This window comes from Kosakonia sp. HypNH10, assembly GCF_029850615.1.
GTDB classification, from domain to species: domain Bacteria; phylum Pseudomonadota; class Gammaproteobacteria; order Enterobacterales; family Enterobacteriaceae; genus Kosakonia; species Kosakonia cowanii.
The window spans coordinates 104,325-117,241 of record NZ_JAOTIU010000008.1; the positions used below are offsets into that span (position 1 = coordinate 104,325).

The following is a 12,917-nucleotide window of genomic DNA, read 5'->3' on the forward strand; positions in this document are numbered from 1 at the left end:
GGCGCAAGGAGCCGCGTCAGGCCAGAAAAGCTGCAACTTTCATACTGCATGAACGGGCGACGATTGCTGTTAACAAAGTGAGCCTTTTACGCCTCGAGCATCAGCCCAGGCAGCCTGCGCCAGTAACCATTGCAGTCGCTATTGGACGCCAGCGGCAGTGGCGCGCCGCCGGTTTCATTCCCTTTAAACGCCTCAAGCATGGCGAAGGTTTCACTCCCCATCGGCGAGAGGCGCACAACATCGACCAGCCCCTGCATTGAGGTCAGCTCGTTACCGAGGTTATAGACATAGCCGCTCATGGTCTGAATACCGTTAAGCACAAAGACCTGCTGATCTTCCTGCGAACGCATGCTGCGCCCGGTCGGGTATTTAATGCAGCAGGTTTCGCACTCATCTTTTGCCCGGTTCTCCGAGCGCGCGGTAAAGCAGCGGGCGGAGTAGGCGAGGGGCAGATGGCCGTAGCTCAACACTTCAACTTCAAACTGCTGGCGAATACCGAGTGTGTCGCACTGATCGAGCAGGTTTACCAGCCAGTCGCGGGAGAGCTCCACCGGCATGCACCAGCGCACCATCCCCTGTTTAAGCAGCAAGCGCAAGGTAACGGCGTTATAGCAGTTGAGGGCATGTCCTGCGACAAACGGCAGCTTGCGCTCGGCGCACAGATTCACGACCCCGAGATCGCTCGCCTCCAGCAGAAACTCGCCGTTATCGACATAGCGTTTCAGTTCGTTGAGCTCCGATGATGCCTGCACCAGCGCCAGCGTCGAAATCACCACCTGTTTGCCGCTATCGGCCAGCGCTTTCGCCATCGCCAGCCAGTCACCCACTTTGGTGGCGCGGCGTTTGCTGCACACCGCTTCGCCGAGATAGACCACATCAGCGCGGCTGTTTGCCGCCTGCTGATAAAACTCCTCAAGCGTCTCTTTTGACCAGTAGTAAAGCACCGGCCCTAATGAATATTTCATGGTTTACCTACTGCCATTTACGGTGATATGCGCCAAGGGTGGTCTGGGTGCCTTCTGACATGGCACCGAGTGTCTCCATCCACGCCGGCTGCGGCACAAAATCCTGCGGTGAGGCGATGCAGCGGTCGATCGCCTGTCGCCACACTTTTGCCACCTGGCTGACATACGCCGGGCTGCGCTGACGTCCTTCAATCTTCACCGAAGCGATATTCGCTGCCAGCAGATCCGGCAGCAGCTCAAGCGTATTGAGGCTGGTCGGCTCCTCCAGCGCGTGATAGCGCTCGCCGTCGACCCGATAGCGCCCTTTGCATAGCGTCGGATAACCGGCATTTTCCCCCTCCTGATAGCGATCGATCAGCACATCGTTGAGGCGTGATTCCAGCCCCTGCGGCGTCTGCTGCCAGCGGACAAAGCGCGCCGGAGAGCAGGCACCGACGGTATTCGGCGACTCGCCGGTCAGGTAAGAGGAGAGGTAACAGCGCCCTTCGGCCATGATGCAGAGGCTGCCGAAGGCGAACACTTCCAGCGGCACCGGCGTTACGCGGGCAAGCTGTTTGACCTGATGAATGGAGAGCACGCGCGGCAGCACCACGCGGGCGACATCAAAGTGACGGTGATAGAAGCGGATCGCCTCTTCGTTGGTCGCCGAGGCCTGCACGGAGACGTGACGCTCAATATGCGGATAGCGCGCGGCGGCATACTCCAGCATCGCGAGGTCGGCCAGAATCAGCGCATCGGCACCAATTTGCGCCGCCATATCCACCGCGCGCTCCCAGCGCTGATAGCCATCCGGGTGCGCAAACGTGTTGATGGCAATATGCAGCTTGCGGCGGTGCTGGTGGACGAAACTGACCGCTTCCTGCAGCTTCTTCTCGGTAAAGTTGAGTCCGGCAAAATGACGGGCGTTCGTGTCATCTTTCAGGCCGATATACACCGCATCGGCACCGTTTTCGATGGCCGCTTTCAGTGCCGGTAGGTTCCCGGCAGGGCAGAGCAACTCCATAGTCTTTCCTGCAATCAGGGGCGCAGTGGCCCGGGCGTACCCCGAAGGGTCACTGAATTGTTAATGAACTGGGATTCTAGTTAACCTGTCAGCGACAATTTTTGATTTAAGGCAGTTAAATGCGCATTGATGACGGCAATAATCGTTGCCCATTTATTCCGTAATTGTTGATGTGCGCCGCTATGCACATGGCTGATTGTGGCAAAATAGCGCGCATTATCACTTCAGGGAGTCATCGTCGTGTTGGAAAAATTGCGCTCACAGCTTGTTCATCTTGGCCCGTCACTGCTTGCTTTTCCGGTAAAGCTGACGCCGTTTGTCCTTAAACGTCAGGTACTTGAACAGGTGCTGCGCTGGCAATTCCAACAGGCGCTGGCGGAAGGTGATCTTGAGTTTCTCGAAGGGCGCTGGTTAAGTATTCAGGTACGTGATATTGGCCTGACGTGGTATACCTCTGTTGAGGATGGGCAGATGATCGTACGTGAGTCTGCCGACGCGGATGTCAGCTTTAGCGCCGATGCCAGCGATTTACTGATGATTGCCGCGCGAAAACAGGATCCCGATACGCTTTTCTTCCAGCGTCGCCTGCTTATTGAAGGGGACACGGAACTGGGGCTGTATGTTAAAAACCTGATGGACGCCATTGAGCTGGAGCAGATGCCAAAACCCCTGCGGGTGATGCTGCTACAGCTGGCGGATTTTGTTGAGGCGGGCCTGAAAACGCCGCCTGCAACGACACAACCTTCTGTAGGTGAGCCATGCTGATTAGAGTTGAAATTCCCATTGATGCACCCGGTATTGATGCCCTGTTGCGCCGCAGTTTTAACGGCGAGGCTGAAGCGTCACTGGTGCACGATCTGCGTGAAGACGGGTTGATCACGCTGGGATGCGTTGCCACGGACGATGAAGGGCAGGTAGTGGGCTATGTGGCATTTAGCCCGGTCGCTGTCGCAGGTGAAGAGTTACAGTGGGTCGCGCTCGCGCCGCTGGCGGTGGATGAAGCCTACCGCGGTCAGGGCATCGCCCGCCAGCTCGTCTATGAAGGGCTGGATTCCCTCAATGAATTTGGCTACGCCGCTGCGGTAGCGCTCGGCGATCCTGATTTCTACCAGCGTTTGGGCTTTGAGCGCGCCTCGCAGTACGATTTACGCTGCGCCTGGTCGCAAAGCGAAGCCGCATTCCTGGTGCATCGCCTTGCTGACGATGCCTTCAATGGCGTCAGTGGTCTGGTGGAATACAGCGATCACTTCAATCGCTTTTAACCGCTGACGTCAGCAGCGTTTCCCGCAGCGCCTCGAAGATGCCCTCTCCGGCAACGAGGCGCTCTTTCTGGTGCTTGGTCAACTGCTTGATGCGGTACTCGAGGCGCAGCGCCAGCGAACGCTCACCAACCTGCGCCGAAAAGACCAGTTCCAGCGCGCCCTTACCGCGCAACGCTTTCGCCCCCTTTCCCGTTTGATGCTGCGTAAAACGCCGCGCGACATCGGTTGTAATACCGGTGTAGAGCAGGTTGTCGCGCGTGCGGATGAGGTAGAGAAACCAGGGCGTCATGGCAATCTTCGCTGTGTTAAGGTGGGCGAAAAATAGCATGAGAAGGAGAAAAAATGGAGTCCCTTGCGGCGATTAACCGCTGGCTGGCAAAGCAGCATGTTGTGACCTGGTGTGTGGCGAAGGAGGGCGAACTCTGGTGCGCCAACGCCTTTTATATCTACGATCCACAGGCCGTCGCCTTCTATGTGCTGAGCGAAGATAAAACACGCCATTCGCAGATGACAGGATCACACGCCCCGGTAGCGGGTACAGTTAACGGGCAGCCGAAAAGCGTCGCTTTGATTCGCGGCGTACAGTTTTCCGGTGAGATAAAACGGCTGGAAGAGGCGGAAAGCGCGGTGCTGCGCGAACGCTACAACCGACGCTTTCCGATAGCCCGCGCATTGTCAGCCCCGATGTGGGAGATTCGCCTTCGCGAAATCAAATTCACCGACAACACGCTGGGGTTTGGCAAAAAGTTTCACTGGTTACGCGACTCAGGCACCGAGTAGACGCAGCGCTTCGCGGTTAAATGCCGGTAAGTCATCAGGCGTACGGCTGGTGACCAGCTGATCTTTATCGATTACTACTTCCTGGTCGAAGAACTCGGCACCGGCGTTTTTCACATCAATCACAATCGGTTTTACCGCCGTCAGCTTGCGGCCGCGAATGACGTCGGCACTAATCAGCAGCTGTGGGCCGTGGCAGATGGCGAATACCGGTTTGCCGGAGTCAACAAACTCGCGGGTAAAGGTGACAAAGCGATCGTCGCCACGCAGGGAGTCAGGAGAGTGGCCGCCAGGTAACAGCAGGGCGTCAAATTCATCCGGGCTTACGTCATCAATGGCTTTATCGATCTTAACTTTTGCCTCGCCCTGTTTGCCGGTGACGGTTTTTCCGGCCTCTTTCTCAATCGTCACAACCTCGTGTCCGGCCTTGCGATAGGCTTCTGCCGGAGAGGTGAATTCTGAATCTTCAAACTCGTCGGTGATCAAGACCGCTATTTTCTTGCTCATACTTCCTCCGTTGTTTTGGCTTCAGAAAGGGAGTTATCCATACTGTAACTCACCAGTAACCGTAAGCCTGGTTCACGAGGCTGACATTGCAAGGCAGATTCGTCTGTAAAGGAGAAGGGATGGAGCGGGTATTAATCACCGGCGCGACCGGTTTAGTGGGCGGGCATCTGTTGCGGTTGCTGATGGCGGAACCCGGCGTCAGCGCCATCTATGCGCCCACGCGTCGCCCACTGCAAAGTGCCGAAGGCGTTATAAACCCGCACGACCCGCAGCTCAGCGATGCGCTGGCGCAGGTGACCGAACCGGTTGATACGGTCTTCTGCTGCCTCGGCACCACGCGGCGCGAAGCGGGCAGCAAAGAGGCGTTTGTACTGGCCGATTTCACACTGGTGGTGGATACGGCGTTAACTGGCCAAAGGCTCGGAGCCAGACAGATGCTGGTGGTGAGTTCAATGGGCGCTAATGCACATTCGCCCTTTTTCTATAACCGGGTGAAAGGGGAGATGGAGGCGGCGCTTATCGCGCAGCAGTGGCCATCGCTGACGCTGGCGCGCCCGTCGATGCTGCTCGGGGATCGCGAGAAAAAGCGCGCTAACGAATCGCTGCTGGCACCGCTTTTTCGCCTGCTGCCCGGCAACTGGAAGTCGATTGCCGCGCAGGATGTCGCCCGCGCGCTGCTGGCGGCTGCGCATTCTGGTGACAATCGCGGCGTTGAGATTATCGAATCGGCACAGCTGCGGGCGATGGCCGCTCAGAGCCCGTTTGCAAAATAGCAATTCAGGCGTACTATGCCGGGGCTAAAAACTACACTATCCCCGGGGCATGTTATGGCTGGTCAGTCTTCACCTCATGCGGCGACACCGATCCAATGGTGGAAACCCGCGCTGTTCTTTCTTGTTGTTATCGTTGGTCTCTGGTTCGTGAAATGGCAGCCTTATTACGGCAAAGCCTTCACCGCCGCTGAGACGCACAGCATTGGTAAATCGATTCTTGCCCAGGCTGATGCCAGCCCGTTTAAGGCGGCGCTGGATTACGCCATGGTCTATTTCCTCGCCGTCTGGAAAGCCGCCGTGCTTGGCGTGCTGCTCGGCTCGCTGATTCAGGTGCTGATCCCGCGCGACTGGCTGCTGCGCACGCTTGGTCAGCAGCGTTTTCGCGGCACGCTGCTCGGCACACTCTTCTCCTTACCTGGCATGATGTGCTCCTGCTGTGCGGCACCCGTCGCGGCCGGCATGCGCCGTCAGCGCGTCTCGATGGGCGGTGCGCTCGCCTTCTGGATGGGCAACCCGCTGCTTAACCCGGCCACGCTGGTGTTTATGGGCTTTGTGCTCGGCTGGCACTTCGCTGCCATTCGCCTGGTGGCAGGGCTGGTGACGGTGCTTGGCGTCGCGATGATTGTGCAGACCGTGGTTAAAGAGAGCCCGCAGCAGGCGGAAGCCGTGGATATCACGCTGCCGGAGCCGCAGGGCAGCTTTATGGCACGCTGGGGCCGAGCACTCTGGCAGCTCTTCTGGAGCACCATCCCGGTCTATATTCTCGCCGTGCTGGTGCTTGGCGCAGCGCGCGTCTGGCTCTTCCCCCATGCTGATGGCGCGGTGGATAACACGGTGCTGTGGGTAGTGGCAATGGCGATTGCCGGCTGCCTGTTTGTCATTCCAACGGCGGCAGAGATCCCGATTGTGCAGACCATGATGCTGGCGGGGATGGGCATGGCGCCTGCGCTGGCGCTGTTGATTACGCTGCCAGCCGTAAGCCTGCCATCGCTGGTGATGCTGCGTAAATCCTTCCCGGCAAAAGCCCTGTGGCTGACCGCCGCGCTGGTGGCGGTGTGCGGAATGCTGACCGGATTTGTCGCGCTGGTGTAACGCGTGAAGTGAAAGAAAAAAGCCCGGTATCAACCGGGCTTTTTCATTATTTGAGCAGGGTAAAGGCGGTGGTGACGTGCTTGACGCCGCTGACGCGGCTGGCGATATCCGCCGCGGCCTGGCCTTCACGCGCGGTGACCAGACCCATCAGGAACACTTCACCATTCTCGGTGGTGACTTTCACGTTAGAGGATTTCACCTGGTCGCTGCCAAGCAGCTGCGAGCGCACTTTGGTGGTGATCCAGGTATCGGAAGAAGCCGTACCGAGACCGATCGGCTGACCCGGGCGGATCTCGTTAAAGACTTCCGTTGCGCCTTCCACGCCGATGGCAATCTGTTTCGCCCGTGAAGAGAGTTCAGTGTTCGGCGCCTGGCCTGTCAACAGCACTTTCCCCTGATAGGCAGTGACGTTAACACGCGCCTCTTTCTTCAGCTGCTGATCTTTCGACAGTGCGCTGTTGACACGCAGCTCCAGGGTGCCGTCATCCACCTGGGTGCCCACGGTGCGGGGATCCGTCGCGGCTTTGGTGCCGACGGCGGCAGACCCGACCACCACTGCGCCAACGCAACCCTGTAGCAGCAGTGCGGAAATAAGGACTGCGAGGGGCGTAAATGCCTTCATGTGTACTCCTTAATCATCCTGGTGAGGAAAAAGCGTGTTATCAATCAAATCGCACAAGCAATTCACCGTCAGCATGTGCATCTCCTGGATGCGCGCGCTGCGGTGAGAAGGAATACGAATTTCCACATCCTGCGGGCCCAGCAGGCCGGCCAGCTCGCCGCCGTCATAACCGGTCAGCGCGATGATCGACATATCGCGCGTCACGGCCGCTTCCACGGCTTTTACGATATCGCGGCTGTTACCCCGGGTGGAGATCGCCAGCAAAATGTCGCCGTTGTGACCCAGGGCGCGCACCTGCTTGGCATAAATCTCATCATGCAGACGGTCATTCGCTATCGCGGTTAAGACCACATTATCGGTATTAAGTGCAATGGCAGGTAAACTGGGACGCTCTGTTTCAAAGCGGTTGATCATGCTGGCAGCAAAATGCTGTGCGTTGGCGGCGGAGGTGCCGTTGCCACAACAGAGGATTTTGTTGCCGTTGAGCAGGGAGTGCACCATTGTCATGGCTGCGCGGGAAATCGCATCGGGCAGCGCTTCCGCAGCTGCAATTTGAGTTTGAATGCTTTCCGTAAAGCAGACTTTAATTCGTTCGAGCACGGTAATCCCTATGATTGAGCAATTATGCGTGGCCGCCAAAGGCGTTCTGTAGCCACTCAACGTCATTTCCGGTGAAGGCTACCACATCAAACCGGCAATCCACAGTATCAAAACTCCCATTGTGCCGGGCAAGCCACAAATGGGCGGTATGCAGCAGTTTGCGCTGCTTGGCGAGGGTTACGCTGCTTGCCGCGCCGCCAAAACGCGCCGAGGCGCGGTAGCGCACCTCGACGAAGACGGTGGTGCTATCGTGGCGCATAATCAGGTCGATTTCGCCGCCGCGCTCGCGCACGTTGGCGGCGATAAAACGCAATCCCTTGCTCTGCAGAAAACGGCGCGCCTCCATCTCCCAGGCGTCGCCGCTCTGTTTGCGGGTTAGTTTGCCGGGACGATCTGCCCCTGCTGGTATTTGAGCCATGACAACTTCCTGTTGATCACGCAATCCTGGGTGGCGGTGAGGTCGCCGGTGTTGCCGTTCAGCTCAAAGCCCGGCACCTGACGCATTTGCGAGAAGTTATTCGCCAGCGACCAGGCATCCGCGCCCATCGCGTAAAGACGCGCCAGCGAGTAGTCGTTATTCACACTGCGCAGCGCTTGCTGCATCAGGGAAGGATTCGCGCCTGCGAGCATCGGGATCTCATTGTATTGCAGCCCTTCCATCTCAAGGCGGAAGTCCGGCCCTGCGCCGCCCTGTGCGCTGCGCGAGCTGGCGTAGAGCATCACACCGCTCTGGCTGCCGGTGCGCAGGGTGATCATCGGTTTGATCAGCGCAATTTCATCCTGCGTTGCCAGAATATAGACCGCATCGACTTTGCCGCCGCTGCTAATCTGCGCATCGCTCGGCGGAGCCGGAATATTGAGACCGCCAATAGTGACGCCCTGCTGCTGCGGCAGGCTGGCGGAGACCGGGCTGCCGGTCATTGAGATGCCGGAGCGGCCATTCAGCCCCATACGCAGCTCCGCGGTGGAACCAAATTTCTGCGCCAGCACAACGCCACCGCCGATTTTCTGCCACTCGTCAGCAAACGCGGTGCTGACGCGATCGCCCAGCGCGCTGCGCGGGATCAGCAGCAGCGGAGCCTGGCGGCCCTGATCGTGAATATGGCGCGCCGCGTCGCGGGCTTCATCTTCCGGCGACAGGGCGAAGTAGCAGATATTCGGCCGGTTCTCGACCTGCTCCGGCTGGTTAAGCGCCAGCACATTGAGCGTGGTATGGCTGCGCATCAGCTCTTCAACGTGGTTTTTCAACAGCGGGCCAACGACGATGCTTGCGCCATCCTGCTGAACCTGGTTGAGGATCTGATCCATCGGCTGCGCGCTGGTGTCGTAGATTTTCAGCTCCGCTCCCGAGTTAGATTGGGCGGTAACGGCGACGGGCTGAGATGGCGTGGTTTGTGGTGCTGTCACCGCAGGCGTTTGCTGCGCATTTGCAGCCGGTTGCTCCGTATTTGCCGCTGGCTGCTGCGTATTTTCAGCAGGCTGCGCTTCGCTGGCAGGAGCGCTTTGCGCCGCGCTATCCGGAGCCTGGACCGGCTGGGCATTCGGTGCGGCGACGTTCTGCTGCGCATCGCCATTGGTCAGGTCGGCAACATTTGCCTGTGAAGGGCTTACCACGTCAGAGGTGGCGGCCTGCGCGACCTGCTGCGGAACAGCCGGGCCGGAGACCGGAGAAGCGCCGTTTTTCGCCGCTTCAAAACCCTGCTGGATGGCGCGACCAAATACCGCCGCCTGGCCGTTTAACGGCAGCAGCAGGGCGATTTTATTGGTCGATGCCGGTTTGAAATTTTGCAGGTTGGAGAGCTGAGTCGGTAGCATTTTCGCCGCCGGGTTCTGCGGGTAGCGGGTCTGCCAGTCGCTGATACCGGCTTTCAGCATTTTGGCATCGTTGCGGTTGTCGAACCACATCCGTTGCAGATCGAGCCAGCCCTGTAAGGTCACTTCATCGGCGTTGATCACCAGCGCTTTGGCCTGATCCTGGGTCATGGAGGAGAGCGCCTGCCAGGTGGCATCGATATTTTTCTGCTGCTCTTCCGGCGTCGTCAACAGCGGCTGGCGGGCGATAAGGGCGCGCAGCAGCGTCAGGGAGGGTTTACCCTGCGCGGCGGCAATGGCGATCTGCCAGTAACGCGCCTGCTGGTTCTTCTCAAGCTCAGCGGGATCGATCTTATCAAGTAACGCCTGCGCACCGGCTACATCGCGCTGCGCCAGCTTCATTTCGGCGGCGAGCAGCGCGTACTCTTTACGCTGCGTATCGTTCAGATTCTGCGGCAGCTGACCAAACAGCTCGTTGGCGTGCTGGGTTTTGCCCTCTTTGAGCAGTGCACGAATGGCGAGTAATTGCCAGTTGGTCTTGCTATCATCTGTGCTTTGCTGCATCTGATGCAGGTAGTAGGCAGAATCAGCCTGCGCTGAGCCCTGCATATGCGAGGTGCTCTGGTCTGTTGACTGTGTGCCGCAGCCCGCGAACAGCAGGGCGGCCAGCACCACAGGCAGGCAGCGCGTGGCTTTCGAACGAAGAAATTTTGACGGTAGCATACTGTATCCAGTGATATTTTTTACGCAGTGCTCAATATTAAATCGGCAATACGGATGAAACAATGAAACAACACGAATCGGCGGAGAATTCTCAAGGTCAGCTTTACATTGTACCTACTCCCATCGGGAATTTGGCTGATATTACCCAACGCGCATTAACCGTGTTGCAAGACGTTGATTTGATTGCCGCTGAGGATACCCGCCACACCGGTTTACTGCTGCAACATTTCGCCATCAACGCGCGGATGTTTGCCCTTCACGACCATAACGAGCAGCAAAAAGCGCAAATGCTGGTGGCGAAGCTGAAAGAGGGGCAGAACATTGCCCTCGTCTCGGATGCGGGCACGCCGCTGATTAACGATCCCGGCTACCACCTGGTGCGTACCTGCCGCGAAGCCGGTATCCTTGTCGTGCCGCTGCCCGGCCCCTGCGCGGCGATTGCCGCCCTCAGTGCGGCAGGATTGCCCTCCGATCGCTTCTGTTACGAAGGCTTTCTGCCAGCGAAATCAAAAGGCCGCCGCGACGCGCTCAAAGCGATTGAGGCCGAGCCGCGCACGCTGATCTTCTACGAATCAACCCATCGCCTGCTGGAGAGCCTGGAGGATATGGTCGCGGTTTGGGGCCCGTCCCGTTACGTGGTGCTGGCGCGCGAGCTGACCAAAACCTGGGAGAGCATTCAGGGCGCGCCGGTCGGCGAGCTGCTGGCGTGGGTGAAAGAGGATGAGAACCGCCGCAAAGGCGAGATGGTGCTGATTGTAGAAGGCCATAAAGCGCAGGAGGACGCGCTGCCCGCCGATGCGCTGCGCACGCTGGCACTGCTGCAAGCCGAACTGCCGCTGAAAAAAGCCGCCGCGCTAGCCGCAGAAATCCACGGCGTGAAGAAAAACGCCCTCTATAAATATGCGCTGGATAACCAGGGGTAACACCGATGAGCCGCTATGTGCCTCCCTTTACCATCACCGCCGCGATCCTCAACCAGGTCGTTGAGATCGCGGAGTTGCTGGGACACTGGGCGGCGCAATCCGGGCGCTCTTCACCGCTGCTGCGCAAGAATAACCGTATTCGTACCATCCAGGCTTCGCTGGCGATTGAGCATAATAGCCTGACGACAGAGCAGGTTACCGCCGTGCTGGAAGGGAAGCGCGTGCTGGCACCGGCAAAAGATATTCAGGAAGTACGCAATGCGATAAACGCCTATGAGTCCATGACTCGCTGGAAAAGCGGACGTGTTGCCGACTTGCTGGAAGCGCATCGCCTGCTGACGTTTGGGCTGGTGGATAATCCCGGCCATTTTCGGCGCGGTAACGTCGGTATCTATCGTGAAACGCAATTAATCCATATGGCACCGCCCGCTTCACGGGTCGCGCACCTTATGGATGAGCTACTGGAATGGCTCGCCACCACAGATTTGCATCCGTTAGTCGCCAGTTCAGTTTTCCATTACGAATTTGAATTTATTCACCCCTTTGCCGATGGCAACGGACGCATGGGCCGCTTATGGCAGACGCTTATCCTTAGTGAGTGGCGCTCCGAACTGGCCTGGCTGCCGGTAGAAACCATCATTCATTACCAGCAGGACCGCTATTACCAGGTGCTCGGAGAGTGCGATAAAGCCAGTGACTGTACGGCATTCGTCGCCTTTATGCTCTCGGCGGTCAACGCGGCGTTGATCGAGGGGCTTAATCCGTCATTCACCTTGTCGGATAGCGTGTCGGAAGAGATGTCGGAACAAAATTTCTCCCTCACCGAGGCTGAACGCGCGGTGTTAAGCCTGCTTAAAAGGCGGCCGGATCTCTCTGCAAAGGCGCTTGCCAGCGAACTGGCGGTAAGCGCGCGCACGGTGGAGCGCTATCTGCACTCGCTGCAACAAAAGGGAAAGCTGCTGCGTGTCGGAGCGAAGAAAGGGGGCCACTGGCAGGTAAAATGACAGCGGCCCGCTAACAACGCCAGCAGGGTATTAAACCACCCGAAGATCCTTACCCAGCTTTCTCAGTGCCGCTTTCTCTTTCTCACCAATCCCTTCGTCGGTGATCACGCAATCGATCTTCTCCATCGGCAGCACCTGATTAAAGCCGCGTCGGTTGAATTTGCTGGCGTCCACCACTGCCACAACCTTATGCGCCGCCGCCGCCATGACGCTGCTGATGGAGTAGCCTTCATTAAAGGTGGTGATGCCATGAGTCGGATCGATGCCATCTGCACCGACAAACATAATATCGGCGCTGATACCCTGCAGCGATCGCTCTGCAATCGTGCCGTGCATTGAGTGGGTTTTATGTCGCAAGGTGCCGCCACACACCACCAGCGTAATGTCCTTATTTTCCGACAGAGCAAACGCGGCGGGGAGGTTATTAGTGATGACGGTGATATTGCTTTTTTTCGCCAGCGCTTCGGCAATCAGCATGGTAGTACTGCCGCTGTCGAGGATAATCGTCATCCCTTCATCGATCATCGCCGCCGCTGACTGAGCGATACGCTTCTTCGGGTCGCTCGCCAGTTTGTAGCGATCTTCCAGCACCACTTCCTGATTTTCGCTGTCGAGCATATAACTGCCCGGCTTCGCTGCGCCGCCGTGAAAGCGCGTTACCAGACCTTTCTCTTCCAGCAGCCGCAGATCGGCGCGGATAGTGACTTCTGAAATACCAAAGCTGTTGGAGAGGTCAATAACCAGCACACTTCCTTGCGCATTCACCAGATCGACGATCTTATTCCTTCGTTCAAATGAGTTCATGTTGATTTGCCTGCGAATTAACTCTCCGTAGTGTAATCGAAGGTTTGTGA

16 protein-coding genes are annotated in these 12,917 nt (G+C 58.0%); 7 read left to right on the plus strand and 9 right to left on the minus strand.

All coding sequences use genetic code 11. The features are described 5' to 3' along the window. Positions 1 to 86 precede the first annotated feature (86 nt). On the minus strand, positions 87 to 965 hold the full coding sequence (locus tag N7V53_RS19500; protein ID WP_279794569.1) for a U32 family peptidase: 879 nt from the start codon (positions 963 to 965) through the stop codon (positions 87 to 89). A gap of 7 nt (positions 966 to 972) precedes the next feature. Continuing rightward, the gene (locus tag N7V53_RS19505; protein ID WP_094422227.1) at positions 973 to 1,968 is read right to left on the minus strand and encodes a peptidase U32 family protein; all 996 of its coding nucleotides are present in this window, start codon (positions 1,966 to 1,968) and stop codon (positions 973 to 975) included. Between the two features lie 240 nt (positions 1,969 to 2,208). Here N7V53_RS19505 and N7V53_RS19510 point away from each other — a divergent pair, with 240 nt between their 5' ends. Next, a complete protein-coding gene (locus N7V53_RS19510) occupies positions 2,209 to 2,733 on the plus strand; it encodes an SCP2 domain-containing protein (protein WP_279794572.1) in 525 nt (174 codons plus the stop codon). Further along, the gene (locus tag N7V53_RS19515) at positions 2,727 to 3,230 is read left to right on the plus strand and encodes an N-acetyltransferase (protein ID WP_279794574.1); all 504 of its coding nucleotides are present in this window, start codon (positions 2,727 to 2,729) and stop codon (positions 3,228 to 3,230) included. Before N7V53_RS19510 ends, N7V53_RS19515 begins: the two co-directional genes overlap by 7 nt. Here the strand turns inward: N7V53_RS19515 and N7V53_RS19520 are convergent. Further along, positions 3,217 to 3,558 carry a GIY-YIG nuclease family protein gene (locus N7V53_RS19520; RefSeq protein WP_076769244.1) on the minus strand — a complete coding sequence of 114 codons (342 nt, stop codon included), beginning with the start codon at positions 3,556 to 3,558 and terminating at the stop codon, positions 3,217 to 3,219. The genes N7V53_RS19515 and N7V53_RS19520 overlap by 14 nt on opposite strands. A 14-nt stretch (positions 3,559 to 3,572) precedes the next feature. Between N7V53_RS19520 and N7V53_RS19525 the strand changes: the two genes are divergently transcribed. Further along, positions 3,573 to 4,010: a YhbP family protein gene (locus N7V53_RS19525; RefSeq protein ID WP_270221574.1), complete on the plus strand. Its 438-nt coding sequence runs from the start codon at positions 3,573 to 3,575 to the stop codon at positions 4,008 to 4,010. Here the strand turns inward: N7V53_RS19525 and N7V53_RS19530 are convergent. Next, positions 3,996 to 4,514, minus strand: coding sequence for a type 1 glutamine amidotransferase domain-containing protein (locus N7V53_RS19530; RefSeq protein WP_023480806.1), 519 nt, complete (start codon positions 4,512 to 4,514; stop codon positions 3,996 to 3,998). The two genes, N7V53_RS19525 and N7V53_RS19530, sit on opposite strands and share 15 nt — an antisense overlap. A gap of 119 nt (positions 4,515 to 4,633) precedes the next feature. On the opposite strand from N7V53_RS19530, the gene N7V53_RS19535 reads away from it, so the two are divergent. Together N7V53_RS19535 and N7V53_RS19540 are read left to right on the plus strand one after the other, a co-directional pair. Continuing rightward, positions 4,634 to 5,287 carry an NAD(P)H-binding protein gene (locus tag N7V53_RS19535; protein WP_279794578.1) on the plus strand — a complete coding sequence of 218 codons (654 nt, stop codon included), beginning with the start codon at positions 4,634 to 4,636 and terminating at the stop codon, positions 5,285 to 5,287. Between the two features lie 54 nt (positions 5,288 to 5,341). After that, positions 5,342 to 6,379 carry a permease gene (locus tag N7V53_RS19540; protein WP_279794579.1) on the plus strand — a complete coding sequence of 346 codons (1,038 nt, stop codon included), beginning with the start codon at positions 5,342 to 5,344 and terminating at the stop codon, positions 6,377 to 6,379. 46 nt (positions 6,380 to 6,425) lie between these two features. Here N7V53_RS19540 and dolP read toward each other — a convergent pair whose 3' ends face one another. From dolP to N7V53_RS19560, 4 genes are read right to left on the minus strand one after another with little or no spacing between them, the layout of a single operon-like run. Then, positions 6,426 to 7,001, minus strand: coding sequence for a division/outer membrane stress-associated lipid-binding lipoprotein (dolP, locus tag N7V53_RS19545; RefSeq protein WP_023480922.1), 576 nt, complete (start codon positions 6,999 to 7,001; stop codon positions 6,426 to 6,428). A 9-nt stretch (positions 7,002 to 7,010) separates the two neighbouring features. After that, complete coding sequence (diaA, locus tag N7V53_RS19550; RefSeq protein ID WP_023481027.1) at positions 7,011 to 7,601, minus strand: DnaA initiator-associating protein DiaA; 591 nt, start codon at positions 7,599 to 7,601, stop codon at positions 7,011 to 7,013. A 22-nt stretch (positions 7,602 to 7,623) separates the two neighbouring features. Next, positions 7,624 to 8,019 carry a YraN family protein gene (locus N7V53_RS19555; RefSeq protein WP_279794581.1) on the minus strand — a complete coding sequence of 132 codons (396 nt, stop codon included), beginning with the start codon at positions 8,017 to 8,019 and terminating at the stop codon, positions 7,624 to 7,626. After that, on the minus strand, positions 7,977 to 10,136 hold the full coding sequence (locus N7V53_RS19560; protein WP_279794583.1) for a penicillin-binding protein activator: 2,160 nt from the start codon (positions 10,134 to 10,136) through the stop codon (positions 7,977 to 7,979). Before N7V53_RS19560 ends, N7V53_RS19555 begins: the two co-directional genes overlap by 43 nt. A gap of 62 nt (positions 10,137 to 10,198) precedes the next feature. On the opposite strand from N7V53_RS19560, the gene rsmI reads away from it, so the two are divergent. Continuing rightward, positions 10,199 to 11,059 carry a 16S rRNA (cytidine(1402)-2'-O)-methyltransferase gene (gene rsmI, locus N7V53_RS19565; protein WP_279794585.1) on the plus strand — a complete coding sequence of 287 codons (861 nt, stop codon included), beginning with the start codon at positions 10,199 to 10,201 and terminating at the stop codon, positions 11,057 to 11,059. 5 nt (positions 11,060 to 11,064) lie between these two features. Then, on the plus strand, positions 11,065 to 12,063 hold the full coding sequence (locus N7V53_RS19570; RefSeq protein WP_023480725.1) for a Fic family protein: 999 nt from the start codon (positions 11,065 to 11,067) through the stop codon (positions 12,061 to 12,063). A gap of 30 nt (positions 12,064 to 12,093) precedes the next feature. On the opposite strand, the gene N7V53_RS19575 is transcribed toward N7V53_RS19570, so the two are convergent. Further along, the gene (locus N7V53_RS19575; protein WP_023480920.1) at positions 12,094 to 12,867 is read right to left on the minus strand and encodes a DeoR/GlpR family DNA-binding transcription regulator; all 774 of its coding nucleotides are present in this window, start codon (positions 12,865 to 12,867) and stop codon (positions 12,094 to 12,096) included. Positions 12,868 to 12,917 lie beyond the last annotated feature (50 nt).

Excerpts from the sequence above, each read along its gene's own strand:
- N7V53_RS19500 (WP_279794569.1), bottom strand. The coding sequence starts at position 965 with ATGAAATATTCATTAGGGCCGGTGCTTTACTACTGGTCAAAAGAGACG.
- N7V53_RS19505 (WP_094422227.1), bottom strand. The coding sequence starts at position 1,968 with ATGGAGTTGCTCTGCCCTGCCGGGAACCTACCGGCACTGAAAGCGGCC.
- N7V53_RS19515 (WP_279794574.1), top strand. The coding sequence starts at position 2,727 with ATGCTGATTAGAGTTGAAATTCCCATTGATGCACCCGGTATTGATGCC.
- N7V53_RS19520 (WP_076769244.1), bottom strand. The coding sequence starts at position 3,558 with ATGCTATTTTTCGCCCACCTTAACACAGCGAAGATTGCCATGACGCCC.
- N7V53_RS19525 (WP_270221574.1), top strand. The coding sequence starts at position 3,573 with ATGGAGTCCCTTGCGGCGATTAACCGCTGGCTGGCAAAGCAGCATGTT.
- N7V53_RS19530 (WP_023480806.1), bottom strand. The coding sequence starts at position 4,514 with ATGAGCAAGAAAATAGCGGTCTTGATCACCGACGAGTTTGAAGATTCA.
- N7V53_RS19535 (WP_279794578.1), top strand. The coding sequence starts at position 4,634 with ATGGAGCGGGTATTAATCACCGGCGCGACCGGTTTAGTGGGCGGGCAT.
- N7V53_RS19540 (WP_279794579.1), top strand. The coding sequence starts at position 5,342 with ATGGCTGGTCAGTCTTCACCTCATGCGGCGACACCGATCCAATGGTGG.
- dolP (WP_023480922.1), bottom strand. The coding sequence starts at position 7,001 with ATGAAGGCATTTACGCCCCTCGCAGTCCTTATTTCCGCACTGCTGCTA.
- N7V53_RS19555 (WP_279794581.1), bottom strand. The coding sequence starts at position 8,019 with ATGGCTCAAATACCAGCAGGGGCAGATCGTCCCGGCAAACTAACCCGC.
- N7V53_RS19560 (WP_279794583.1), bottom strand. The coding sequence starts at position 10,136 with ATGCTACCGTCAAAATTTCTTCGTTCGAAAGCCACGCGCTGCCTGCCT.
- rsmI (WP_279794585.1), top strand. The coding sequence starts at position 10,199 with ATGAAACAACACGAATCGGCGGAGAATTCTCAAGGTCAGCTTTACATT.
- N7V53_RS19570 (WP_023480725.1), top strand. The coding sequence starts at position 11,065 with ATGAGCCGCTATGTGCCTCCCTTTACCATCACCGCCGCGATCCTCAAC.
- N7V53_RS19575 (WP_023480920.1), bottom strand. The coding sequence starts at position 12,867 with ATGAACTCATTTGAACGAAGGAATAAGATCGTCGATCTGGTGAATGCG.